20 protein-coding genes are annotated in these 24618 nt (G+C 67.5%); 10 read left to right on the plus strand and 10 right to left on the minus strand.

The genetic code is table 11. The features are described 5' to 3' along the window. Window positions 1–38 precede the first annotated feature (38 nt). Both Pla123a_RS01500 and Pla123a_RS01505 read left to right on the plus strand, forming a co-directional pair. Window positions 39–812: a hypothetical protein gene (locus Pla123a_RS01500; protein WP_146583752.1), complete on the plus strand. Its 774-nt coding sequence runs from the start codon at window positions 39–41 to the stop codon at window positions 810–812. 50 nt (window positions 813–862) lie between these two features. Then, window positions 863–1606 (plus strand): class I SAM-dependent methyltransferase, encoded by a 744-nt coding sequence (locus Pla123a_RS01505; protein WP_146583753.1) that lies wholly within the window; start codon window positions 863–865, stop codon window positions 1604–1606. A gap of 49 nt (window positions 1607–1655) precedes the next feature. On the opposite strand, the gene rplU is transcribed toward Pla123a_RS01505, so the two are convergent. Further along, window positions 1656–1967 (minus strand): 50S ribosomal protein L21, encoded by a 312-nt coding sequence (rplU, locus tag Pla123a_RS01510; protein WP_146583754.1) that lies wholly within the window; start codon window positions 1965–1967, stop codon window positions 1656–1658. Window positions 1968–2560: 593 nt separating this feature from the next. Here rplU and Pla123a_RS01515 point away from each other — a divergent pair. Both Pla123a_RS01515 and prfH read left to right on the plus strand, forming a co-directional pair. Next, window positions 2561–3487, plus strand: coding sequence for an RtcB family protein (locus Pla123a_RS01515; protein WP_146583755.1), 927 nt, complete (start codon window positions 2561–2563; stop codon window positions 3485–3487). A 23-nt stretch (window positions 3488–3510) separates the two neighbouring features. Next, complete coding sequence (prfH, locus tag Pla123a_RS01520) at window positions 3511–4143, plus strand: peptide chain release factor H (RefSeq protein ID WP_146583756.1); 633 nt, start codon at window positions 3511–3513, stop codon at window positions 4141–4143. Window positions 4144–4331: 188 nt separating this feature from the next. On the opposite strand, the gene Pla123a_RS01525 is transcribed toward prfH, so the two are convergent. Continuing rightward, the gene (locus Pla123a_RS01525) at window positions 4332–5423 is read right to left on the minus strand and encodes a hypothetical protein (RefSeq protein WP_146583757.1); all 1092 of its coding nucleotides are present in this window, start codon (window positions 5421–5423) and stop codon (window positions 4332–4334) included. Window positions 5424–6302: 879 nt separating this feature from the next. Between Pla123a_RS01525 and Pla123a_RS01530 the strand changes: the two genes are divergently transcribed. Next, entirely contained in the window at window positions 6303–6731 is a 429-nt protein-coding gene (locus Pla123a_RS01530) for a hypothetical protein (RefSeq protein WP_146583758.1), read from the plus strand. Window positions 6732–6840: 109 nt separating this feature from the next. On the opposite strand, the gene Pla123a_RS01535 is transcribed toward Pla123a_RS01530, so the two are convergent. The 6 genes from Pla123a_RS01535 to Pla123a_RS01560 all read right to left on the minus strand — a co-directional run bounded on the left by Pla123a_RS01535 (window position 6841) and on the right by Pla123a_RS01560 (window position 14788). Further along, the gene (locus tag Pla123a_RS01535; RefSeq protein WP_146583759.1) at window positions 6841–8529 is read right to left on the minus strand and encodes an Rne/Rng family ribonuclease; all 1689 of its coding nucleotides are present in this window, start codon (window positions 8527–8529) and stop codon (window positions 6841–6843) included. Between the two features lie 72 nt (window positions 8530–8601). Beyond that, window positions 8602–10344: a phosphoenolpyruvate--protein phosphotransferase gene (ptsP, locus tag Pla123a_RS01540; RefSeq protein ID WP_146583760.1), complete on the minus strand. Its 1743-nt coding sequence runs from the start codon at window positions 10342–10344 to the stop codon at window positions 8602–8604. Between the two features lie 416 nt (window positions 10345–10760). Further along, window positions 10761–11069 carry an HPr family phosphocarrier protein gene (locus Pla123a_RS01545; RefSeq protein ID WP_146583761.1) on the minus strand — a complete coding sequence of 103 codons (309 nt, stop codon included), beginning with the start codon at window positions 11067–11069 and terminating at the stop codon, window positions 10761–10763. A gap of 75 nt (window positions 11070–11144) precedes the next feature. Then, window positions 11145–11621, minus strand: coding sequence for a PTS sugar transporter subunit IIA (locus tag Pla123a_RS01550; protein WP_146583762.1), 477 nt, complete (start codon window positions 11619–11621; stop codon window positions 11145–11147). A gap of 180 nt (window positions 11622–11801) precedes the next feature. Then, a complete protein-coding gene (gene hpf / locus Pla123a_RS01555; RefSeq protein WP_146583763.1) occupies window positions 11802–12191 on the minus strand; it encodes a ribosome hibernation-promoting factor, HPF/YfiA family in 390 nt (129 codons plus the stop codon). Between the two features lie 275 nt (window positions 12192–12466). Further along, window positions 12467–14788, minus strand: a complete 2322-nt coding sequence (locus tag Pla123a_RS01560) for a hypothetical protein (RefSeq protein ID WP_146583764.1) — start codon at window positions 14786–14788, stop codon at window positions 12467–12469. Window positions 14789–15071: 283 nt separating this feature from the next. Between Pla123a_RS01560 and Pla123a_RS01565 the strand changes: the two genes are divergently transcribed. Together Pla123a_RS01565 and Pla123a_RS01570 are read left to right on the plus strand one after the other, a co-directional pair. Continuing rightward, a complete protein-coding gene (locus Pla123a_RS01565) occupies window positions 15072–16544 on the plus strand; it encodes a sulfatase family protein (RefSeq protein ID WP_146583765.1) in 1473 nt (490 codons plus the stop codon). A gap of 9 nt (window positions 16545–16553) precedes the next feature. Then, window positions 16554–17942, plus strand: a complete 1389-nt coding sequence (locus Pla123a_RS01570) for an arylsulfatase B (RefSeq protein ID WP_146583766.1) — start codon at window positions 16554–16556, stop codon at window positions 17940–17942. Window positions 17943–18012: 70 nt separating this feature from the next. Here the strand turns inward: Pla123a_RS01570 and Pla123a_RS01575 are convergent, their stop codons facing one another. Beyond that, entirely contained in the window at window positions 18013–20067 is a 2055-nt protein-coding gene (locus Pla123a_RS01575) for a thioredoxin domain-containing protein (RefSeq protein ID WP_146583767.1), read from the minus strand. A gap of 305 nt (window positions 20068–20372) precedes the next feature. Between Pla123a_RS01575 and Pla123a_RS01580 the strand changes: the two genes are divergently transcribed. Together Pla123a_RS01580 and Pla123a_RS01585 are read left to right on the plus strand one after the other, a co-directional pair. Then, a complete protein-coding gene (locus Pla123a_RS01580; protein ID WP_146583768.1) occupies window positions 20373–21221 on the plus strand; it encodes a TIGR01457 family HAD-type hydrolase in 849 nt (282 codons plus the stop codon). A gap of 390 nt (window positions 21222–21611) precedes the next feature. Further along, complete coding sequence (locus Pla123a_RS01585) at window positions 21612–21935, plus strand: hypothetical protein (RefSeq protein WP_231956296.1); 324 nt, start codon at window positions 21612–21614, stop codon at window positions 21933–21935. A 173-nt stretch (window positions 21936–22108) separates the two neighbouring features. Here the strand turns inward: Pla123a_RS01585 and mnmA are convergent, their stop codons facing one another. After that, window positions 22109–23245, minus strand: coding sequence for a tRNA 2-thiouridine(34) synthase MnmA (gene mnmA, locus Pla123a_RS01590; protein ID WP_146583770.1), 1137 nt, complete (start codon window positions 23243–23245; stop codon window positions 22109–22111). A 139-nt stretch (window positions 23246–23384) separates the two neighbouring features. Here mnmA and prfB point away from each other — a divergent pair. Then, window positions 23385–24504 (plus strand): peptide chain release factor 2 gene (gene prfB, locus Pla123a_RS01595; protein WP_391541692.1). Its coding sequence is split into 2 segments (ribosomal slippage): window positions 23385–23453 and window positions 23455–24504, totalling 1119 coding nucleotides; the frame shifts between segments, so codons are not numbered across the junction. The last annotated feature ends 114 nt before the right edge of the window (window positions 24505–24618 follow it).

Here is a 24618-nt window from a genome sequence, read left to right on the forward strand (position 1 = left end):
TCCATCCCACGTTCCTCAGTGCCGCGCTGTCGTGCCTTGTGCTTGCCGCCTGCACGGGCTGCACCGGTTCGCGTTGGGGCCGCAGCCACCCCAGCTACGCGGCCAAGTACCCTCGCCACACCGGCAACCTGGCGCGGATGGCCAAGCAGGCGGTCGACGCCCGCCACGTCGCGGGCGAAACGGGTCTCTACTCGGGCGTGAGCGGACGCGACGAACCGGCTGGCGGGGCGGTTCACTTGGGTGGTTTTCACTATCCTGAGTACCTCAACGGCGCCGTCGAGACGCGGCTGGGAATCCAAGGGGTTGGGGTTCCGAATAAGGACTTCTTCTCCGGCGGTTTCGAGTGTGGAGCCCGGCTTCAATCGCCATCGCGGCTGGCGCCATTCGTTGGCATCGGCGGCTACGCAGGCGGCAACGAAAAAGACGACGGCCGCGACAACAACGGCAACGGCTACATTGACGAGGACTTTGAGAAGAACGACACCAGCTACGACGTCGCCGTGATCCCAGAGGTTGGCGTCCACTTTTGGACTACTCCCTACATTCGCACGTCGGCATCGGCGAGCTACTACGTCACCTCCGCCGGCGGTGATTCCGATTTCATGCTGTACGGCGTCAGCCTGTCGGTCCTGACCAAACCGAAGTCGCCTGCCTACACTGACCCAAGTGAGTTTTGCCCGATCGATTGCGGCGACGCCACCGACAGCAGCGGGCTCTTCCCCGGCGAACTCTACCCCAGCGAGCCCTGGCCGCAGGCCGACTCCACCGAGCCGCCGCTCAACCCGGCCTACGAAGGCCTGCTCGATCCCTAACCCGCCGCCTAAGGGCGAACCAAGCCCGCCATCCGGTTGTCCTCCCTCGCATGTCCGAATACCGCTGGAACCAGTCCGACGCCGCCCGCGACTACGACGCCGCGGCGCCGGTGATTCACCCGCTCTACCTCGAACAGCACGCCGCGCTTGTCGACGCGTTGCCGTTTGACCCGCTCAAGGAGTTCCGCCTCTTGGACCTCGGCGGCGGGTCGGGCCGCCTGGCCGAGCGGGTGCTCGACCGCTTCCGCTACGCCACGGTGATCGTGCTCGACCAGTCGCAGCCGTTTGTGGGCCTGGCCCACGAGCGGCTCCGCCGCTTCGGCTCGCGGGCGAGGACCGTCTGCCGGCCGATGCAGGAAGCGTGGGGCGCCGACTTGTCGCCCGCCGGGGCGCGGCTCGACGCGGTGGTCAGCACCTCGGCGATCCACCACCTGGAGTCGGCCGAGAAGCTGGAGCTGTTCCGCATGATCCGGGCCGCGCTCCGGCCGGGCGGCGTGTTCTTGAACGGCGACGAGCACCGCCCCGAGTCGGACGCCGAGTACCGCGCGCTGCTCGAGGAGTGGGGCCGTCACATGGAGGAGGCGCACGCCTCGGGCGAGATCCCGGAGTCGTTTGGGCCGATCATCGAGAAGTGGCGGACCCGCAACCTCGAAGAGTTCGGCGGCCCCCGGTCATCGGGTGACGACTGTCATGAAACGGTCGAGGGGCAGGCCGCGTTGCTCAGCGAAGCAGGCTTCGCCAGCATTGAGGTCCCATGGCACGAACGGCTGTGGGCCGTCACGGCAGCGTCGTAGCGAGGGATTCTACGAAGCGTCGCGGCTCCGCCGCGCCTAGCAAATCAAGCTAGCTCTTGATGCCGCTGATCTTGATGGTGGTGAACAAGGCGCGGTGGCCGTTCTTGATGCGGCTGTTCTTGCGGCGACGCATCTTCATGACGTCGATCTTCTTGCCCTGCGTCGTGGCGACCACCTCGGCCGAGACGCTCGCACCGTCCACCATGGGGGCGCCCAGCGTGACCTTGTCGCCCGAGCCAACGGCCAGCACCCGGTCGAAGGTCAGGCTCTCGCCTTCCTTCAGTCCGCGATAATCAATGGCCAGCTGCTGGCCTTCTTCGACTTTGTATTGCTTGCCGCCGTCGGTGATGATCGCGTACATGGCTAGGTTCGACTCGTAGGACGCTAGTAAAGGGCCCGCAAGGGACCGGTTGAGAATCTCAGATTTTAGCGGCGGATCGGCAACCTGTCGAGGGGCGATCGCCCGCGGACGGCCGCTGCCGGATCGACTTTTGTCCCTAATTCCGACATGCAATCATAGGGACAAAAGTCCGGCCCCATTTCTCGCGGCGATCTCTGTAAGTTGTTTTTGTGGAGATGGTTACGGCGAATTCCGTGCGACGCCGGCTCCGACTTTTGTCCGATTCGGCTCGCTGGCCGGGACAAAAGTCCCTTCTGCGTGTTGGTCCCACGGGCGCCCGCGGCAGGCCCCCCCCGCGGCAGGCCCCCCATTGCCCCGCCCCGTGCAACCATTGGAGCCGCCTTGGTGGCTCTTTTCTACCGAAATCCAGACAAGCCCTAGGGGCAGTTAAGCTTCGCTCACTACCGCTGTCGCGAACCCAGTAGCGGGCAACCGTGTCTAAGCAGCACCCGCCTGTGCGGCGGCGGGCCCTTTGAGTGGCCGCGCCGTGGCTCCCCTGCAATCAGAAACACAGCGACCCCAGCTAGCGACACTCCACCGCGGAGGGCCAAGCCATGAAACTCACTAACCTATCGGCCGAACCGACCGGCAAGCTCCACTCCTGGTTGCCGACCGACCTGGAGGCCGAGGAGGTCGTGTTCCTGCCCGACGCGTGCCCCGGCAAGTCGCCGCTGCCAACCGGCACGGCCGTGCTGACCCATCAGCCTGACTGGCGGCGGTTCGCGGTCTCCGACTGCGGGTGCGGCATGCGGCTGCTCCGCTCGGGCCTCGCGCCGGGCGAGCTCGACCAGCGGCGGTGGGACGCCGTAGCCGACCGGCTGCGCCGCAATAGGGGCCGCCTCGGCGACCTGGGCGGGGGCAACCACTTCCTCGACGCGCTCGAGCCGTACGACGACGGCCCGCTGTCGTTCCTGGTGCACACCGGCTCGCGGAACGAGTCGGGGCACGTCGACGACCTGGTCGGCTCGCCCGACCGGTTCGACGCCGAGTTCGACCGCAACGTCGACTGGGCGTGCGACAACCGCGCCGCCGTGCACGACGCGCTCGAGGCGGAGTTCGGCCCGCTCGAGCTGGTGCTCGACCTGCCGCACAACACGTACGAGCGGCTGGCCGACGGCGGGGCCGTGATCCGCAAGGGCTCGGTGCGGGTCGAGCCGGGTGACCTGACGGTGCTGCCGTCGCACATGGCCGGCGACGTCGCGTTGGTCCGGGCCACCGCCGCGGTCGCGGGGACGCTCGACTCGATGAGCCACGGCACGGGCCGCAGCATGTCGCGGGCGGACTGCAAGCCGCTTGCCGAGCAGTACGACTTCGCCGCCCTCCGCGCCCGGGGGCTGCTGCCCACCGGGCTGGCCGACGCTTCGCTGCGGACCGACGGGCCGTTTGCCTACCGCGACCTTGACGACTGCCTGCGGCTGATCGACGGCTACGTCGAGACCGTCGCGCGGTACGCGGTGGTCGGGTACATGGGTCACCTGTAGTCAACGAAGAAGGAGTCTTTGCGATGGACAACCCGACCTGGCTGCTGGTGACCACCGGGCACGGTCCGGCCGAGTGCGAGCTGTTTGCGGCGCACCTGGTCGGCCTGATCAGCGCCGACGCCGAGTCGGCTGGCGTCGGCTGCGAGCTGGCCAGCACAACGGGCGGCGCGTGCGAGCGCGGCGTCGCCTCGGCGTTGTTGTCGTTGTCACGGGGCGATGTCGACGAGTTTGCGTCGCGTTGGGTCGGGACCCATCAGTGGGTCTGCCCCAGCCCGGTGCGCCCCCGCGCCCGCCGCAAGAACTGGTTCATCGGCGTCACCGCGCTGCGGGCGCCCCAGGCGCCCGCGTGGCGCGAGTCCGACCTGCGCGTCGACACGTTCCGCAGCTCGGGGCCGGGCGGCCAGCACGCCAACAAGTCCGACACCGCGGTCCGCGTGACGCACGTGCCGACCGGCCTGGCGGCGGTGGCGCAGGAGGAACGCTCGCAGCGCCGCAACCGCGACCTGGCGCTCGCCCGATTTGCCGAGCTGTTCGCGGCGCAGGGCGAACGCGGCCGCCGCTCCGCCGCGACCGAGGTCTGGCGCCAGCACGCGGCGCTGCAGCGCGGCGCCGCGGTCGCGGTCTACCAGGGGCGCCAATTCCAGCGACAAGCCTAGTGGGCGTTCGTCGTACCAGACCCTGCGTGATGCTGGGGAGGGCACAAACGGTTCCGGCGGGGCGCCCACAACGGGGCGTCAATATGTCGAGCCCCGACCACAGGTGGTCGGGGCTCGACGGGTTCCATTGATCACGGCTCGCGGGCCACAGTTCAAGGGTCGAGCGGTGAAGGCCCGATTCCCCGGGCCTAGACCATCGGCGCGGGATCGATGTCGCCGTAGAAGCCGGCAAACACGAAGTCGGCGAGCTTCTCTTCAAGCATGTCGTCGGCGACCGCCTGCGAGCCGTAGTCGCCTTCGTCGCCCGGCTTCGGGTCGACGACGCTCCCGCCCGAAATTGCGAACGCGGGGACCTCGGCTCCGCCGCCCTCGCCGCCCGCTTCGTCGGACGCGGGGTCGCGATCGAAATCTCCAATCACGTCGGGAACGCCCAGCTTGTTGCTGTCGTCGTCGGTGTAGGGGGCGTAGTCGCCGTCGCCGGGCACGCAGCCCCCTTCATCCTCGCCCTCGACGCCCCATTCGACTTTCTCGTCATCCTCGCCATTGTTGTCGTCGTCGTTGGTGTCGTCCCACGCCCACTCGACGGCGTCATCGCTGGGGTCGTCGCTGGAGTCGCCGCCGCTGTCGTCCGATGAGCTGTCCTCCCAGGCCCACTGGACTTCGTCGTCTTCCCATTCATCTTCGACGGTCTCGGCCCCAGTGAAGAAAATTTGCCCCTTGCTATTCCCCGACGCCCAACTGCGTGCGACAAGGTCCCCGTCCTCGTCTTCTCCATTGTCCCCACCGTTGCGGTAGACCTCCGCCCCATCCCACTGCAAGTCAAACCCGTCATCGGTCGATATCAGCCAGCGGTCGATGCCTGGGGACTTTGCCGAGACGTTGCCGTCCTGATCGAAACCGATCTCATCTCCCGGCTCCAGCCGCAAGCGGATCCGATAACCGTTCTTAGTCTGGACGTCATAGAATCCGTTGCCCAGGGGTTTGACCGGGTCGTCCTGCCGAAGCTGCGCGTCGCGATCGGCCGACAAGCCTCCCTTGGAGATCTCAACGCTGAGGGCGGGCTTCAGCACTTGTTGGCCGCTTTCGCTATCAAGCGCGTGGTCCGCGATCGAATCGACCAGTTTTGACGGATCGAGGTCTTGGACCATTGGCTGACCAACGTAGACGCTCGCGGCGAGCGCCTTCGGATCGACAGCTGGGGCGTCAACGCCCAGGTCGGCGGCCATCAGGACTCGGGTTTCGAGGGACTCAAGGGTGCGGAAACGGCGGTGCGAACTCATGTTGGGATTCCGGTAGCAAGGAAGGGGGTGCGTCGGCGCCCTCGAACGAGGGTTCAGATCCCGCGGCACAAGGCTCTTACGAACGGGCCGCGGAGCTGTTACCGAAACCTCAATAATTCTTCCGACCAGGATGTGGCAGACGGCAGGCGCTGCCGTGTTTGACGATGATTCTGCTGGAAAACGGCCTGTCGGCGCTGCGCACTCGGTGGCGATGAGGGGCGGCCGCGACAAACGTCCCTGGCGAACTGAGGTTTAGGGCAGGGTCCCCGTTCGCCTTGAACTGGCGGTGGTCTGGGCGCTCCAACAAGGAATGCTTGGCCACACTGTGTGTGCCATTCGGTGTTGGGAACCCGTCGGCGGAAACTCCGCCGCCTTGTCGCCTTCTCCCGCGGTCTCCTGCCAACGCCGACCTGCTCACGATTCCCCAGAGTTCTCCTGCACGACCAAGCCGTGCGAGACCGGCGTCTGTTCGTGCGGCGTGTTCGTCGACGCGCGCAAGTTGCAGTCGCCAATCACGATCTAGGTCGCAGCGTTTGATTTCTTTGAAACCGTGATGGTAGACGCCGGCTTCCACCTGGGGTTGTTCGAGCGGTTTGAAGCGGCCGAGGTGTGCTTGAGCGAAGGCTCATTAAGTAGGCCTAAGGAGCACGCCCCGCTCAGCAGAGGTCGTCCAAAGGTCATCGTTGAACAGGCGCCCGCCGCGTGCGAGATCTTCGGAAACTGTTTCCTACTATCGCGTTGCTCGCAAGCCGCTTCCCAATTGACGCAGAACGCGCGCGTCGAGGGGTTTCCGCCTAGCCGCCGCGCGGCAGGCCAGATAACGTTAAGGCAGACGGGGGGCGTCTGTCGTAGGTTTGTAGCGATGGAAGGAGGGCCTGCATGTCCCCAAGATTCTCGATACGTCTGCCAGAAGGGGGCCGGTACCTGGTAGCGGATGGCCTGCAAGGGCCCGTGACGTTTGAGGTCGGCGTCGAGATTGCACTCGGCCTGATCGCGGCCGACGAGCCGCGCCGTTGGCGACGCTACCTGGTCGACCTCCGCGGCGGTCCGACCGTTGCCTCGGACGCCGAGAAGTACGCGTTCGCCTACCACAAGCTCGACTCGGTCGGCGCTCCGCGCGACTCAAGGGTTGCGTTGATCCCCGACCCGACCGACCGGTCGCTCGACTTCTTCGAGACCGTCATGCTGAACGCCGGCTACAACCTGCGGCTATTCGGCAGCGAACCGGACGCCGCCGCGTGGCTGCTGGCCGGGGACGACGCCGTGGAACGCCGCCCGGCAGGGCCGCCCCACCGCGACGCCAGCTAGAACCTGCCGCAGAAGGGCACACGGCAGAGCACGCGACAGAACACACGGCGGTCGCCACGGACGTGGCGACCGCCGGTGCTGCTGACGCTTGCTGGACCGTGGGGCGTCGCTAGCGGGTCTCGAACCGGACGTCGTGCCCGGCGTCGTCGGTGCACTCGATCTCGAGGTGCTCGGCCCCCAGGCCCTCGCGGCCCTGGATCAGGATCTCGACCTCGCCCTCGTCCTCGATGCGGGCGAGCTCGCGCCGCTTGCGGTTGTTGAGGTAGGTCGCGACCTCCTCCTCAACGGTCACGGAGATCCGCGCGACGTCCTCGAGCTGCGAGGCCATGATCAGCTTGCGGACCACCTCGATCGACATGCTCTCGGCGCTCTTCACCAGGCCGCTGCCGACGCAGCTCGGGCACTCCTTGTAGACGCTCCGCTTGAGGCTCGGGCGGATCCGCTGGCGGGTCATCTCGATCAGCCCGAACGGGCTGGTGCGGAGGATCTTGGTCCGGGCGCGGTCGCGTTTGACGGCGTCGCGGAGGGTCCGCTCGACCAGCCGGCGGTGCTTCTCCTTGCGCATGTCGATGAAGTCGTTGACCACCACGCCGCCCAGGTCGCGGAGGCGCAGCTGGCGGGCGATCTCCTTGGCGGCGTTCTGGTTGAGCTGGCAGGCGGCGTCCTCGGCGGAGCCGGCCTGGCGGAAGTTGCCGCTGTTGACGTCGATCGCGACGAGGGCCTCGGTCTGGTCGATGACCAGCGAGCCGCCGCCGCGGAGCGGGACCTTCCGCTGGTTGATCAGCGCGATCTCCTCGTCGAGCTTGTAGCGGTTGAACAGCGGCTCCTTGGCGTCGTGCAGCTGCAGCCGGCTGACGTACCGCGGCATGACGATCTGCAGGAAGTCGCGGGCGCGTTCGAAGGCCGACGGCTCGTCGATGTGGATGGCGTCGATCTCGCTGGTGAAGATGTCGCGGATCGTGCGGATGACGATGTCGGACTCCTCGTAGATGTCGCACGGCCCCTCGGCGTTCTTGATCCGCTTGACAATCAGCTTCCACAGCCGCACCAGGTAGGCGAGGTCGCGGGAGAGGTCCTTCTTGGTGCGGTCGGTGCCGGCGGTGCGGACGATGAAGCCGAGGCCCTTGGGCGGGGCCAGCTCGCGGAGGATGTCGCGCAGGCGGCGGCGGTCGTCGTCGTCCTCGATCTTCCGGGAGACGCCGATCCGGCCCAACGCCGGCATCAGTACCAGGTACCGCCCGGGGATGCTGATGTAGGTCGAGAGGGTGGGCCCCTTGGTGCCGATGCCCTCCTTGATGACCTGCACAACGACCTCGTCGCCGCGTTGGAAGATGTCCTGGATGGGGGGCTTCACGCGTGGCCGCACGCCGGGACGCAGGCGCCGCTGGCGGGTGTCCTTCTTGGTGGCGACCGCGCCGTTCTCGTCGACGTCGACGTCTTCATCGTTGTCGATGTCGTCGTTGTCTTCGTCGTCGTCCGATTCGTCGACCGCTTCGGACGAGCGGCCGGCCTGGCTGCCGTCGGGCTCGATCGGCAGGCTGGGGTCGTAGCCCCCCTGGCGGAAGTACTGCGGCTCGACGTCCGAGATGTGCAGGAAGCCGTTGCGTCCGACGCCGAAGTCGACGAACGCGGCCTGGATGCTCGGCTCGAGGTTGACGATGCGGCCCTTGTAGATGTTTCCGACGTAGTTGTCCTGGCTGCTGCGCTCGACGTAGAGCTCCTCCAGCACGCCGTTCTCAACGATCGCGATCCGGCATTCTTCCGGCTGCGCGACGTTGATCAGCATTTCTTGTTTCATGGCGGTGAGTAGTTTGAGTGTGGTGTTTGGTAAGCGGCTGACGGGGGCCGGCGACCGCCGGCGGGCAGCCTATTAGTCGATGTGTTCTGGCAAGCGTTTCAGTAGTTCTTCGCGGAGCAGCGCCTTGACGTCGCGCGAGCTCTCCATCTCTAGCACGCGCTGGGCGACCGCCTCGCACTCCGGGATCGAGACGCTGCGGCACAGCCGTTTGAGTTCCGGCGCCGCGGCGGGGGTGGTGCTCAGGCTCCGCAGCCCAAGCCCCAAGAGGAGCATCGTGTACAGGGGGTTGCCGCTCATCTGGCCGCACATGCTGATCGGCTTGCCGTGCGCGTCGGCGCTGTCGATCGACATCTTGATGAGCTTGATCACCGCCGGGTCGGCGCTCGTGTACAGGCTGGCGACGTCCTTGTTGCTCCGGTCGACCGCCAGCGTGTACTGCACGAGGTCGTTGGTGCCGATGCTGAAGAAGTCCACCTCGTCGCAGAAGTGGTCCATCATCATCACCGCCGACGGGACCTCGACCATCATGCCGACCTTGATGTCGCGGTCGAACGGCACGCCCTCCTCCTCGAGGTCCTCCATCGCGTCGGCCAGCACCATCTTGGCCCGCCGCAGCTCGATCAGCGTGCTGATCAGCGGGAACATGATGCGGATGTTCTTCGTGACGCTCGCCCGCAGGATCGCACGCAGCTGCGTGCGGAACATGTCCACGTGTTTGAGCGCCAGGCGGATGCTACGCAGGCCCAGGAACGGGTTCCGCTCGTCCTCCGGGTCGGGCAGGGCGGGCAGCTTGTCGGCGCCGAGGTCGAGCGTCCGCATCACGACCGGGAAGCCGGCCATCGCCTCGGCGACGTCGCGGTACGCCTGGTAGTGCTCCTCCTCGGTCGGCTCGCCCTTGTTGGCCAGGTAGAGGAACTCGGTGCGGTACAGGCCGATGCCGTTGACGCCGCGGTCCAGGCACTGCTGCGCCTCGCTGGGGAACTCGATGTTCCCCAGCAGCTGCACCTGAATGCCGTCGGTGGTCTCGGCCGGCAGGTCCTTGAGGCTGGTCAGACGGTTGGCCAGGTCTCGCTGGTGGTCGACCTCGTGCCGGTAGCGGGCGAGTGTCTCCTCGTCCGGCTGGAGGATGATCAGCCCCTCGTCGCCGTCGATGATGACGGTCTCGCCGCCGGACGCGTCGGACAGGAACGCGCCGACGCCTACCACGGCCGGGATGCCGAGCCCCTCGGCCACGATCGCGGTGTGGCTGCCGGGGCCGCCGACCTCCGTGGCGAAGCCGCGGACGAACCGCGGGTTCATGTGCGCCGTTTCGCTGGGCGTGAGGTTGCGGGCGAGCACCAGCACCTCGCTGGTGATCTTGGCAAGGTCCTCACGCCGCTCGCCGAGCAGGCGGTGGAGCAGCCGCTTCTCGATGTCGAAGACGTCGTTGGCGCGCTCGGCCATGTAGTCGCCCTTGAGCGACTGGAAGACCTTGGCGTACCGCCGCAGGGCGCGGCTCACGGCGTACTCGGGCGAGTAGTGCCGGTCGCGGATCATCTCCTCCAGCTCCTCGCGGAGCCGGGGGTCGTTGAGCATCTGCACGTGGGCCGAGAAGATCGACGCGTACTCGTCGCCCAGCTGCTCGGAGACCCGCTGGCGGCTCTCCTCGATGTCGGAGGTGACGCGGGCGATGGCCTCGTGCAGGCGTGTGAGCTCGCGCTGGACCACATTGCGCGCAAGGAACCGCCGGGGGATCCGGAATCCCTCGTTGTCGAGCACGATCGCTTCGCCGATGGCGACGCCAGGCGAAACGGCGATTCCCTGTAGGCGTTTCATAGCGCCCTTTCGGGCACAGCCCCGGGGGCCGCGAGCGGCGGCCGCGGGGCAATCGGCCCGCGCCGCCCCGCGCCGGGACGGCCGGGGCCGCCCCTGGGCCTCTGAGAGCAGGCGCGCGGCCGGTTGCTGGCAGCAACCGCGGCCGCTGGTTGGGGCCGCTCTCAGACCCGAGCCGCGCGGCGATCGCCGACGGCTCTTGGCTGAGGGTGTGCAGTAGTTCTTGTGTTAGTAATCGGCGGGGCCGCCGGGCGGTCGCCCGGTCGCTCTCGCCGCTTTGCCCGCTGTGTGCGGGTCCGCTGTGTCTGTAGCAGACGCAGTGCCCTTGGCGGACGCTGTGTCTCACGTGGCCTGGCAGCCGTGGTTCGGGCTTGTTTGGGTCGCTCGTCCGCTCTGCGGGGTCGTGCCCGCGGCGGCTCTCAGCTCGCCTGATCCTGCGTGGCTGTTTGGTCGTCGCTGTCGTAGTAGGCGCCGATCAGCTCGGCGATCTTCTCGACGGCCTGGGGGGCGTCTACCCCGCTGGCCGCGACGGTGATCGTTGATCCTTGGCGGGCGCCCAGCGTCATGATCTGCAGGGCGGCCTTGGCGTCTACCTTGTATCCCTCTAACTCAAGCGTGATTTGTGACTCGTAACGCATGGCCTCGGTCGCGACGAGGCTGGCCGGTCGGATGTGCAACCCGTTGGGGTTTTGCACCAACACGATCTGGGTTTGTTGAACGTCGGCCATCGCAATGCTCGTCGCAAAGCCCGTCCCTTGCACAACGCGTCGCGACGCCCGGCGTCGGGCGTCGGCGGCGGGCGGCTAGGAACCGAACTGGTTGTTGTCGGCCTCTTCCAGCAGCTGCCAGATGTCCTCGGAGGTTGAGCTCTGCTTCAGGAACCGGCAGAACGAGTCGTCGCGGAGCTGCCGCGAGATGTTCTCCAGCGCCCGCAGGTGGTCGCCCGGCCGGTCCGGCGGCGAGACCAGCAGGAACAGCAGGTGGACCTTCTCGCCGTCGAGGCTCTCGAAGTCGACGCCCCCCTCGCTGACGGCCACGGCGCCGCACAGCTTGTTGACGGTGGGGTGCTTGGTGTGGGGAACCGCGACGCCGCGGCCGATGCCGGTGCTGCCGAGCTCCTCACGCTTCATGATCGCCTGGACGATGCTGTCGAAGTTCTCCTCCGCGATCTCGCCGGCCTCCATCAGGGCGGTGGCCATCTCGCGGATGACGTCCTCTTTTTCGGTGGCCTCGAGGCGGGGCCGGATGGCTTCCTTACGGATGAAGTCAGAAAATTTCATCTGTCACTTGTGTCCTTGTGTCTTAACGCTTTTTCTGGCGCTGTGTCTGGCTCGTAGCGGGGCGCCGCGGCCTTGGCCGCGTCCCGCCGGGGGCCCCGGGCCGGCCGACAAGGTCATCGCCGGCTGGGCGGGGGGTCGCTTTTATTGGGGCGCCGGCGTTGCCCGGGGCGCCGCGTGCGATCAGTCGTCGCTGTCGTCGAAGCTGTCGTCCGCGACCGCCTCGGCCGTCTCGCCGGCTGCCGTATCGTCCTCTATCCGCTTGACCGAGGCGTCCCGGTTGCGGGTCTGTACCTTGTCCTTGTAACGGCGCAGCTGCTGCTCCATCTTGTGCAGCGCGCTGTCGAAGACCGCTATTAGATTATCGCCTTGATCGTGCGATACAAAGTCGTGTTTGTGTTCCGCCGACACATTCACGTCTACCCGCGGCTTGTTCGCGTCCTTCAGGTCCACCACGACCTCGATGGCGCTCAGACGGTCAAACAATCTGAGCAGTTTCTCTGCCTTGGTGACAAACTTCTCCTGGGTCGCTTCATTCAGGTGCCCGTGCCTGGTCGTGACGTTAATCTGCACCGAGTATTCCTTAGCGAGACGTTAGCTGAATCCAGTCAAATAAGATCGCGCGGCCCAACCGGCCGAGGGCCTCATTGTAGCGGCCGCGAGAAAAAGACGGAACCGAGCTAACTTGGGGCGGTCGTGGGGGTGGCGCAACGCCGCCCCCCAGGCCGAAACCACAGAAAATGAGGCGTTCGAGGGCTGTTTGACACCGGCGGAAGCCCTTCCCCCGCCCGCGGCCCGGCGGGGGCTCGTCCGTCGTTGTGCGCGGAGCCGCAGTCTTGAGCCGCCGGCTACTCCGCCGAGTTCATCAGCCCCGCGGGGCTCAGATCGCCGTCCTCGAGCCGCGCCCGCTGCCGGTTGATGGCGGTCTCCCGACCGCCGGTCGTGCCGGTCGGGCTGAACACCTGGCGGCGGCCGGTGATCTGCTCCAGGTTGCTGTTGGCCAGCACGCGGACGTCCAGCTGGTCGCTCGAAAGCCGGTCGATGAGCGTCCGCATGGCGCCGACCCGCCACTCTTCCGGCGTCCGGCCGACCTGCTGCAGGTTGTACCCGCAGAGCATCTCCCACAGCTGCTCGGCGACCTCCACCGGCCGCTGCCGGTGCAGCTCCTCGTGCACCGCCTGGGCGAGCGCCGGGCTGCTGGTCATCGCGAACCGCAGGGCGGCGATCTCGTCGGTCCAGGAGAGGTGCTGCTCCTCGTCCCGGAGCGCTTTGATGGTAGAGTCGAATTGTCCGATGTGCACCGCGCAGATCGTCGCCAGGGCGCGCTCCTCTTTGCGCTTCGAGTTGTTGAGCGTGGCGAGCTGCGTCCAGACCGGCGGGCCGACCTGGATCTGCGCCGCCAGCCGTGGCGACGCCTCGCGGGCTACCTGCGAGTTGGCCCGGTCGTCGAGCCAGTCGGGGTCGGCGTTGTAGGCCTGGATCTTGCCGACCTGCTCGTCGGACATCAGCCACATGCCGCGCTGGTCGGCGTTGACGTCGAAGCCGTCGCCCGACCACTGCACGTCGCCAACCGGGGCGTAGCACTCGGCCACCAGGGGTGCGGCCTGCTTGCGCGGATCGACCCCCGGCTGGAACTGCCGCTTGACCTCCACCGCCAGCGACGACGCCTCGCCAAGGGTCAGCCGCCCGAAGCGCTGACCCACGGAGAATGAAACCTCCGACGGCGCCTTGCCCATGTTGGTCAGCAGCACGCGGCCGTACACCAGGTTGATGTCGGGCGTGCGCTGGCCGAGGCTGGTGGCGTCCAGCCGGGTGCCGTCGAACAGGTCGAGCACGACCTCCGAGTCAAACGCCACGGCGGGGCGGTAGGTGGGCAGCGACAACAGTTTGTCGCCCGGCATCACCTCGCTGCGGTCGGCGATGCGCCGCCAGTTTTCGGTGTCCGGGTCCTTGCGGAGCAGCACGGCGCCCTGCGAGAAGACCAGGCCCAGCCGCCGCGGGGGCTCGGGCTCGGCCGGCGCTGGCGGCGCCGCGGGTTCGGCGGTCGGACCGTCGTCGCCGCTGTCAGAGATTGCCGCGGGGCCGTCGGTCATCGGGCTATCAGATCCATCGGCGTCGGTCGGGTCGCCCGGGATCGGCGGCTCGTCCTGGGGCAGCGGGCTGGTCGGCTGCTCCGACGACGCCATCGGCACGGCAGCGGCCGCGTCGTCCGGCGACTCCATCGGCTCCACCGGCTCCACACCCGGGGGCGGGCCGAGGGGGAGCGGCTCGTCGGCCGGCGATGACTCACGAGCCGGCGGCTCGCTGGTCGGCAGCCCCGCGGGCGTGTCACTCAACGGCCCGCCATCAGCCGAGTCGTCGCCCGCCGGCTTGTCGACCGCGGGGGCATTGTTCGTGGGGACATCGATCGGTGGTGGCAGAGGCGTGTCGCCCGACTCGGGGTCGGGTTTGGCGGTGGCCTCACCGCCGGTTTCTGCTGGTCCGCCCTCAGGGGTCGTGGCCAATGGCGGCGGCTCGGTCGGCGCTTCGGCGTCGCCGGCGTTGGCGACCGCCGGCGCGTCGTCACGCATCCAGCCGCCCGGTCCGAACGCGAGCAGCGCCGTCACGCCCAGCACAAGCAGCGCCGCGATCGCCGGCAGCAGCCGGGTCAGCATCGAGCGTTCCGACGCGCGGAGGTAATCGGGGATCTCCGACACGCCGCTGTGCTCGGTCACCGGCGGGCCGACTTCCGCCGCGCCGGCGGGGGGCGAGGCAGTCGCGGCCGCGGCGCCGCGGCCCATCGCGTACAGCCGGTCCTTGGTCGCGGGGTCGATCTCGGCCCGCTGGCCGAGCACCATCGTCAGCACGTGGTGGCACAGCGCCGCCTCGGCCAGGTGCGAGTCGGCGTCGGGGAAGGTTTCGAGGTCCAGGCACCGCTTCTCGAACTCCGTGACGTCGTCCGGCGGCAGCGTGTTGTCGAGGTACTCCGCCACGACGTTTGCGTCGCTGTGCGGCCCGCTGGCGTGCAGGTCGGGCGCCGGTTGCCGCAGCCGTCGCGTGGCGTCGCGGGTGCGGTGCAGCAGGTCGTTCGCGACGTCGCTCGCGGCTACCCGCTTGGCGAGCTCCTCCTGGTCCTGCGGTTCAAGAATGTTGTCGAGGTAAGCCAGCAGCGTGCGGAGGGTAAGTCGCATAACAAATCGGCGCCGTTTGAGGGGGTGTCGCGGGCGGGGAACGCCCGTCAGTAGTTGTTAGTGCGAATCTGCGCCGCGCTCCGTGCAAGATTCTGCGAAAAAGAAAAAAGAGGGTGAATCCAGCCGGCAAGCGTCGCCCCCTCCGTTGAGGAAGCGTGGCGCGGAATCAGGTAAGATTTTCAAGCAGATCGGCGGCTCGGCCGGCGTTGTTCTAGCGGCGCGGCCTGGGCCCGGCGTCCTGCTTGCTTGTCTTTGGCCAGCCAAACGTTTGGGGAGGCTTCGTATGAAGGTAGCTGTTCTGATCTGCGTCGCCGCGGTGTCGGCCTTTGCGGGGGCAGGCCAAACGCACGCCGCCGCACGCCCCAACATCGTCTACATCCTGTGCGACGACCTCGGCATCGGCGACGTCCACGCCTTCAACCCCGACCGCGGCAAGATCGCGACCCCGTCGATCGACCGATTGGCGGCCGAGGGGATGATGCTGACCGACGCGCACACGTCGTCGTCGGTCTGCACGCCGAGCCGCTACAGCATCCTCACGGGCCGCTACGCATGGCGTACCCGCCTGCAGTCGGGCGTGCTGTGGGGCAAGGGGGCGCCGCTGATCGCCGAGGGCCGGCCGACGGTCGCCTCGTTTCTGAAAGAGCAGGGGTACGCGACCGCGTGCCTCGGCAAGTGGCACCTCGGCCTGGGTTTCGCCGACGAGGAGTACACGGCGCCGCTGACCGACTCGCCCATCGACCACGGCTTCGACTACTTCTTCGGCATCTCGGCGTCGCTCGACATCCCGCCATTTGCATGGATCGAGAACCGCCGGTTCACCGAGGTCCCCAGCGTCAAGAAGACATTCTACCGTGAAGGCGAGGCCGCACCCGGCTTCGAGGCGGTCGACGTGCTGCCTACCCTGACCGACAGGGCGGTCGCCTACGTCCGCGAGCACGCCCCGCGCGACGAGCCGTACTTCCTGTACCTGCCGTACGCCTCGCCCCACACGCCGATCGTGCCGACCGAAGAGTGGCGCGGCCGCAGCGGCCTGGGCGACTACGCCGACTTCGTGATGCAAACCGACCACTCGATCGGCCAAGTGATGGAGGCGATCGACGCCTCGGGCGAGGCCGACAACACGATCGTCATCGTGACCAGCGACAATGGCTTCGCGCCCGCCGCTGGCGTCGAACGGCACGAAGACAACGGTCACTTCCCCAGCGCCGGATTCCGCGGCTACAAGGCGGACGTCTGGGAGGGGGGGCACCGTGTGCCGCTGGTCGTGCGGTGGCCAGCGGTCGTGGCGGCCGGGTCGCGTTCGGAGCAGCTGGTGGGGCTGATCGACCTATTCGCCACCGTTGCCGACGTGCTCGAACAGGACCCGCCTGCCGGCGCGGCCGAGGACTCGGTCAGCCTGCTGCCGATCCTCCAGGGGCACGACGAGCCGGTCCGCGACTCCACCATCCACCACTCGATCGACGGCTGCTTCGCCCTGCGTGACGGCGCGTGGAAGCTGGCCCGCTGCGCCGGCTCCGGCGGCTGGGCCCAGCCCCGTGAGAAGCAGGCGGCCCAGCAGGGCCTGCCCCCGGTCCAGCTGTACAACCTGACCGCAGACATCGCGGAGCAGCACAACCTGCAGGCCGAGCGGTCCGACGTGGTCGAGCGGATGAACACCAAGCTGACCGAAGCGGTCCGCTCGGGCCGCACCACGCCGGGCGGGCCAGCGGAGAATGACGTCCCGGTAACCATCGACAAGAAGCCCAAGAAATAGGCAGGCGGCATGCACCGTTTTTTGATTAGTCTGACGGCCGCGTTCGCCGCGGCGCTCCTCGCGCCGACGGCGGGCCACACCGCCGCGCCCAATATCGTCCTGATTGTGGCCGACGACCTCGGCTGGAACGACGTCGGCTACCACGGCGGCAGGGTCCGCACGCCGCGGATCGACCAGCTGGCGTTCGAGGGGGTCGAGCTCGACCGCTTCTACGTCTGCCCGGTCTGCTCGCCCACCCGCTCGGGGCTGATGACCGGCCGCTACCCCAACCGCTTCGGCCTGCACAACGACGTCATCCCGCCGTGGCGGGACTTTGGTCTGGCGACCGACGAGCAGTGCCTGCCCCAACTGCTGGCCGCCGCGGGCTACGACCGCCGCGCGTGCATCGGCAAGTGGCACCTGGGGCACTCGCGGCGGAGCTACCACCCGCTGTCGCGTGGCTTCACCGATTTCTACGGGCACCTCAACGGCGCGATCGACTACTTCACGCACCTCCGCGAGGGCGAGCTCGACTGGCACCGCGGCTTCGACGCCTGCCGCGACGAGGGCTACAGCACCACGCTGCTGGCCGACGAGGCGGTGCGGTTCATCGAGGCCTCGTCCAGTGAAAAGCCCTACTTCGTCTACCTGCCGTTCAACGCTCCCCACTCGCCGCTGCAGGCAGAGGAAGACCAACTCGCACGCTTCGGCTTCGACCCGGGCAAGCCGCGGTTCGGCAGGAACAACAACCGGGAGGGCTTCGGTGAGCAGGGACGCGGCAACACCAAGCGGCAGACCTACCGGGCGATGGTCGCCGCGCTGGACGAGTCGATCGGCCGGGTGCTCGACGCGGTCGAGGCGACCGGCGACGCCGACAACACGCTGGTGTGGTTTCTGAGCGACAACGGCGGCACGCCCCAGCACGGCGGCAACAACAAGCCGCTGCGCGGCGCGAAGGGGAGCGTGTGGGAAGGGGGAGTGCGCGTGCCGTCGGTGATCCGCTGGCCGGCCGCTATCGAGGGGGGCCGGCAGTTCGAGTCGCTCGCCGCGTACGTCGACGTGCTGCCGACGCTGCTCGCCGCGACCGGGGGCGGGCCAACCCCCAAGAACGAGATCGACGGCGCCAACCTGCTGCCGATGCTCGCCGACCAAGCGCCGGCCGGGCAGCGCAGCCTGTACCTCGGCAGGCGCGCGGTCGTGACCCGCGAGTGGAAGCTCAAGGGCGACGAGCTGTTCCACGTGTCGGTCGACCCCAACGAGACGGCCGACGTCGCCGCGGATCACCCGGAGGTAGTCAAGGAACTCCGCGAGGATCTAGCGCGGTACGAGGCGTTAACCTCCGATATGCAGAACCTGCCCTACGGCGCGGGGCACGAGGGGTTTGTTGCGCCGAAGAATTGGAACATCGAGCGTGAGTAGCAGCGCACGAAATCAGCAGCCGACAGTTTACCCCCGTCGGCTCGGGAATGGCTCGCTCAGGTCCACTCCGCTACCCAATGGTCGCCAGCTCCTTCAGCTTCGCGACAATCGCCTCGCTCCCCTCGACCGGGGCCTGGCAGGCGTGGTTCTCGCAGACGTAGAGCTTGGGCTCGCCGGACTGCTCCTCGCGGTTGTTGAACGTGCCGGTTAAGAGCGGCGAGCCCGGGGCGTCACCCGCTCGACAAGCGATGACGCGGCGCGGCAGGAAACGCCGGTGGGCCGACTCGGCCAGCCGCCCCGCTTCGGGGCCGGTGAAGACCAGCTCGGGCGTGGGGCCGGCGTACAGGTCGGCCGCGATCAGCATCTGGCCCATCGCGATCGGCACCCGCTCCATCATCGAGGCCGCCGCCTGCAACGCCCTGTGTGCGGCGGTGAGGTACTTCTCGTTGCCGGTCAGCTTGCCGAGCCGCACCAGCGCCGTCGCCGCCAGCGACGCGCCGCTCGGCGTCGCGTTGTCGGTCAGCTCGAGCGTGCGGGTGATCAGCTCGGGGTGGTCGTCCGAGGTGTAGAAGAACGAGCCGCTCTGGTCGTCGGCGAAGTGCTCGAGCACGGTGTCGAGCAGCGCGGCGGCCGCTTCGATGTGGCGCTCGTCGAAGGTCGCCTCGTACAGGCTGATGAGTCCGCCGGCCAGCGCGGCGTAGTCGTCGAGGTAGGCGTTGAGCTTCGCCTTGCCGCCGGCCCAAGTGTGCAGCAGCCGGCCCGGCTCGGGCGAGAGCTCGGCCAGGACGAAGTCGGCGGCCCGCCGCGCGGCGTCGATGTAGCGTGGCTCGGCGAGCGCCGCGCCGGCCCGGGCCAGCGCGTCGATCATCAGGCCGTTCCAGTTGACCAGCACCTTCTCGTCGCGGCCCGGGCGGACGCGCTTCGATCGCTCGGCGAGCAGCTTCTGCCGCATCGCCGCGAGCCGCTGTGCGAGGTCGGCAGGGTCCTGGCCGAGACGCTCGGCCTGCTCGTCGACGCTCTTGGGGAGGTTGACGATGTTGGCGCCCTCGAAGTTTCCGGTCGGCGTGACGTCGTAAACGCGGCAGAACAGGTCGGCGTCGTCTTCGCCGAGGGCGGCGCGGATCTGCTCCGACTTCCAGACGTAGAACTTGCCCTCCTCGCCCTCGCTGTCGGCGTCCTCGGCGCTGTAGAAGCCGCCGGCCGGGTCGGTCATGTCGCGGAGCACGTAGTCGATGGTCTCGCGGGCGACCTGCGCGTAGCGGGCGTCGCCGGTCGCCAGGAAGCCCTCGACGTAGGCCGCCGTCAGCGACGCGTTGTCGTACAGCATCTTCTCGAAGTGCGGCACGAGCCACCGCTCGTCGACCGAGTAGCGGGCGAAGCCGCCGCCGAGGTGGTCGTACATGCCGCCGGCGTGCATCCGGTCGAGCGTGTGGGTGACCATCTTCAGCAGGTCCTCGCGGCCGGTGCGGCTGTACGCGCGGAGGATCGCCTGCAGGTTCATCGGCTGCGGGAACTTGGGCGCGGCGCCAAAGCCGCCGTGCTGGGGGTCGAAATCTTTCTCATAGCGTCCGCATGCCGACACGATGAAATCGCCGTCCAGATTGGCCTCGCCGCGGTCGGGCAGCGACAGCGACTGGATGCGGGTGGTGAGTTCCGCAGCGGTCTCCTCGGCCTGCTGGCGGCGGTTCTGCCACGCGTCGACCACGGCGGCCAGCACCTGGTCGAAGCCGGGCATGCCGCGGGCGGCGGTGGCGGGCCAGTACGTGCCGCCGTAGAACGGCTTGAGCCCCGGCGTCAGGAAGACGCTCATCGGCCAGCCACCGCGTCCGGTCAGCATCTGCACCGCGTTCATGTAGATCTGGTCGAGGTCGGGGCGCTCTTCGCGGTCGACCTTGATCGACACAAAGTGCTCGTTCAGGTAGCCGGCGATCTTCTCGTTCTCAAAGCTCTCGTGCTCCATCACGTGGCACCAGTGGCACGCCGAGTAGCCGATCGAGAGGAAGATCGGCGCGTCACGCAGCGTGGCCTCCGCGAGCGCCTCGTCCCCCCAGGGCCGCCAATCGACCGGGTTGTCCTTGTGCTGGAGCAGGTAGGGGCTGGATTCCGTGGCGAGATGATTCGGCATTAAGCAAAAAGCTAGGCAAATGGTGAGAGATCGGACTGCTAGCTGCCCACAAAGTAGGCAGGCGTCACCCTAGCATTACGGTTCCGCAGTCCTGGTCAACTGCCCGGCATCGGCCTGGTTGACGGACAATCCCGCAAATGGGCGTCGTTCGAGCGGCCCGCAGTCGCGAATGGCACAACGGTTGCATTGCCCCAAGCTCCTTCCTATGCCGGCCCCCAGCGGCCCCCGCCCCGACGGGATCGCCCCGTGCGATCCCTCTTTGCACCGTCGCCCCGACGGTCCCCCCGAAAGAAGAGATGCCAGCGATGCAAAAAGGTTTTCTGATCGACATGGACGGCGTGATCTACCGCAGCAGCCAGCTGATCCCTGGTGCGGTGGAATTCATCAAGCTGTTAACCAAATGGGATATCCCGTTCCTGTTCCTCACCAACAACAGCCAGCGGACCCGCCGCGACACCGCCACCAAGCTGGTGCGGATGGGGATGCCTATTCAGGAGAGCCACATCTACACCTGCGCGATGGCGACCGCCCGGTTCCTCGCCCGGCAGAAGCCCGAGGGCACCGCCTACGTGATCGGCGAGGGCGGGCTGCTCAACGCGCTGCACTCTAACGGCTACTCGATCGTCGACAAGCACCCCGACTACGTGGTGGTCGGCGAGGGCCGCACGCTGTCGTTCGAGATGCTCGAGCACGCCGTGCAGATGGTGCTCGACGGAGCCAAGCTGATCGCCACGAACCTCGACCCGAACTGCCCCACCAACACCGGCACCCGGCCGGGATGCGGGGCGATCGTCAAGCTGATCGAGGAGGCGACCGGCATCCAGGCGTTCAGCGTCGGCAAGCCGAGCCCGGTGATGATGCGCTCCGCCCGCAAGGAGATTGGCATGACCACCTCCGACACGATCATGATCGGCGACACCATGTCGACCGACATCATCGGCGGCGTGCAGATGGGCTACAAGACCGTGCTGGTGCTGACCGGCACCACCAGCCGCGAAGACCTGAAGAAGTTCGCCTACCAGCCCGACCTGGTGGTCGAGTCGATCGCCGACCTCTGCAACGAAGAAACCCTGCTGAAGGAACTCATGCAGGCCCGCAGCCGCGAGGATGATTCTCCTTCGGAAGTCCTGCAGTGGGCCGGCGCGGCGAACTAGTCGCAACACGAAGACGAACGGCTTGAACGGGGCCCCGCTGCTTGCCAGCGGGGCCCTGTTTTGTTCTTGCGGATCAACGGATCGGCAACGCGAAAACCAACGGCTTCCGCCGTTGGCTACCGAAGATCGGCTGGCTTCAGCGGCAGCGAGAGTCCGTAGCTGCCGGCGGAAGCCGGCAGTTTTGCCTACCGGCAACGCCGCAATTACGATGGCGGCATGCCGGATTACCTCTTCACCATGCACGCTTACCAGAGTTGGATGCCCGATCGTCCCCAAGGGTACGTTCGCCGAGGGGACGGGTTACTCGAACCGGATAGTGGAAGGGCGTTTGCCTACCGCCAGTCGGCCACCGAATCGCCAATCCTATTCGGCCCTGCCGAGTACCCCGTGATGGCGTGGATCACCCACGACTGCTGCCAGAACCGCGGCTGGCAACTTCGTGCCATTGCGATCATCCCGAGCCACACGCACCTCGTGGTAAGCTGGCGGGACGTGACCGAATGTGGAAAGGTCTTCGCCAAGATCAAGAACCTGGTGAGCCTCGAGCTGAACCGCAGCGGGGATCGGCGCCGTGAGCATTGGTTCAGCCGCTCCGGCAGCAAGCAGCAGGTGAAGGATCGCGAGCACTATGAGCGGCTGCTCTGCCGCTACCTACCGAAGCACAACGGCTACTTCTGGCGAGAGGGCATGCCGCCACCGCAGAAGCCGGCGTGAGCGGTGGGCAACGCGGAAACCAACGGCTTCCGCCGTTGGCTGCGGAGGAAATGCGAGGAGGATCCATTCGAAGCGTTGGAGAGTAGCTGCCGGCGGAAGCCGGCAGTTTTCGCGTTCCTAGTCAGAGGGTGCGATCGCAGCCAATCCGAAATCCGTACGGCTTCCGCCGTAGGTTACTCGATCCACCCGCCACCGAGCACTCGCTCGCCTTCGAAGCAGACCACCGCCTGGCCGGGGGCGACGCCGAACTGGGGCGTTTCGAATCGCACGCTCAGCTTGTTGTCGGCGAGCACGGTCAGCTCGGCCAACGCCGGCTTGGCGTTGTAGCGGATCTGCGCCAGGCAGCGGCGCTGCTCGCCGGGGGTCACGTCCACCAGCCAGTTGGCGCCGCTGGCGGTGAGCTGCGTCGAGTCGAGCGCCGCGCGATCGCCCAGCACGACGCGGTTTGTGTCGGGTTCGATCCGCACGACGAACGCCCGCTCGCCGAGCGCGACGCCGAGCCCCTTGCGCTGGCCGACCGTGAAGCCCTCGATGCCGTTGTGCCGGCCGACGACGCGGCCGTCGGTGGTGACCAGCTCGCCGGCGCGGCCGCCGGCGTCCGAGTTGTTCTGCTCGAGTCGGCGGCGGACAAACTGGTCGTAGCGGCCGCTGGTGACGAAGCAGATTTCTTGGCTGTCCTTCTTCTCAGCGACGTTCAGACCGATGCCGGCGGCCAGCTCGCGGATCTTCGGCTTCTCGAAGCCGCCGACCGGCAGCAGCATCCGCGACAAGTCGCGGCGCTTAATGCCGAAGAGCACGTAGGATTGGTCCTTTGCTTGGTCGATTCCGCGGAGCAACGCCGGTTCGTCGCCGGAGCTATCGATCCGCGCGTAGTGGCCGGTCGCGACGTACTTGGCGCCGACCGAGTCGGCGTAGTCGAACAGCTTGCCGAACTTGATCCAGTTGTTGCACTGCACGCACGGGTTGGGGGTCCGCCCCCGGGCGTACTCGGCGGCGAAGTAGTCCATGATCTGGCCGAACTCTTCGTTCAGGTCCAGGGCATAAAAGGGGATGCCCAATCGGTCGGAGACCCGCCGCGCGTCCTCGGCGTCGGCGGCGGTGCAGCAGCCCTGCTTGTGGTCCAGGCGGTTGACGATCGGCAGCGAGCCCACGCCCGTGGGGGCCGGGCCCTCGTCGGTGGAGCAAACGGCCGGCGACTGCTCGCCGTGCCGCATGAACACGCCGATCACTTGGTGGCCGGCCTCGAGGAGCAGGTGCGCGGCGACGCTCGAATCAACGCCGCCGGACATGGCTAGGACAACGAGGGGCATGGGCTCGTGGTAGGGGTATAGGAACGAATTGCCTTCATCTTAGCCCAGCCCGCCAGAGTTGGGACCGGCGCCCTCGCAGCTTTCCGCCAGCGCGCCTACAATGCTCAATCCCAACCGCACCGAGTAGGAGGCAAACTAGGTGGACAAGCAATGGTACGATCGCGCCGCCGCGATCCAGGAGGCCCTGACGCAGCTCAGGGACTCTCTTTGACTACGCTAGCAAGAAGCAACGGATTATAGAGATCGAGCAGTCTCAGGCCGCGCCCGACTTCTGGAACAACCAGGAGCAGGCGCAGGCCGCGATCGCCGAACTCAAGGGGCTGGCGACGATAGTCGCCCCGCTCGACGAGGGGATCGCCGCCAACGAGGACCTGTCCGCGGCCATCGAGATGGCCGAGGAGGACGAGTCCTTCGCCGAGGAGGCGCCCGGCATGGTCGAGGCCCTCGAGGCGCTGATCGAGAAGCTCAAGCTCTCGGCGCTGCTCAGCGGCCCACACGACAACACCGGCGCCATCATCAGCATCAACGCCCGCGACGGCGGCACCGACGCCAACGACTGGGCCGAGATGCTGCTGCGGATGTACATCCAGTGGTCGCAGAAGCACGAGTACAAGGCCGAGCTGCTCGACCGCCAGGACAACGACGAGGCCGGCATCAACAACGCCACGATCGCGGTCCGCGGCCCGATGGCCTACGGCTACCTCAAGGGCGAGAGCGGCATGCACCGGCTAGTGCGGATCAGCCCGTTCAACTCCGAGGGCAAGCGGCAGACCAGCTTCGCCGCGGTCGACGTGTCGCCCGAGATCAGCGACTCGGTGGACGTCGAGATCGACGAGGCGGACGTCCGTGAAGACACGTTCCGCGCGAGCGGAGCCGGCGGCCAGCACGTCAACAAGACCGACTCCGCGATCCGCCTGACGCACATCCCCACCAACATCGTGGTGCAGTGCCAGGCCGAGCGGTCGCAGCACAAGAACCGGGCCAGCGCGTGGAAGATGCTCCGCGCCCGGCTCGCCCGCGTCGAGGAAGAAAAGCGAGAGGCCGAGGAAGCGGCCAAGTACCAGCAGCAGGCCAAGACCGGCTTCGGCAGCCAGATCCGCAACTACTTCCTGCACCCCGACCAGCGGGTCAAGGACGCCCGCACCAAGTACCAGCAGGGCAACTTCCACGCCGTGATGGACGGCGAGATCCAGGGCTTCCTCGAGGCGACCCTCCGCTGGCGGGCCGGGCAGCCGATTGAGGACGACGACGAGGACTAGCTTGGGCCTGGGCGACTCATCGGAGGCAATAGCCGCGGCCCCGTCCGCCGACCGCTACTTAAGGCCGTTGCGTAGAGGATTGTCTTCATCCCACAGTGGGGGCAGCTATGTTCG

The organism is Posidoniimonas polymericola (assembly GCF_007859935.1).
Lineage (GTDB): Bacteria > Planctomycetota > Planctomycetia > Pirellulales > Lacipirellulaceae > Posidoniimonas > Posidoniimonas polymericola.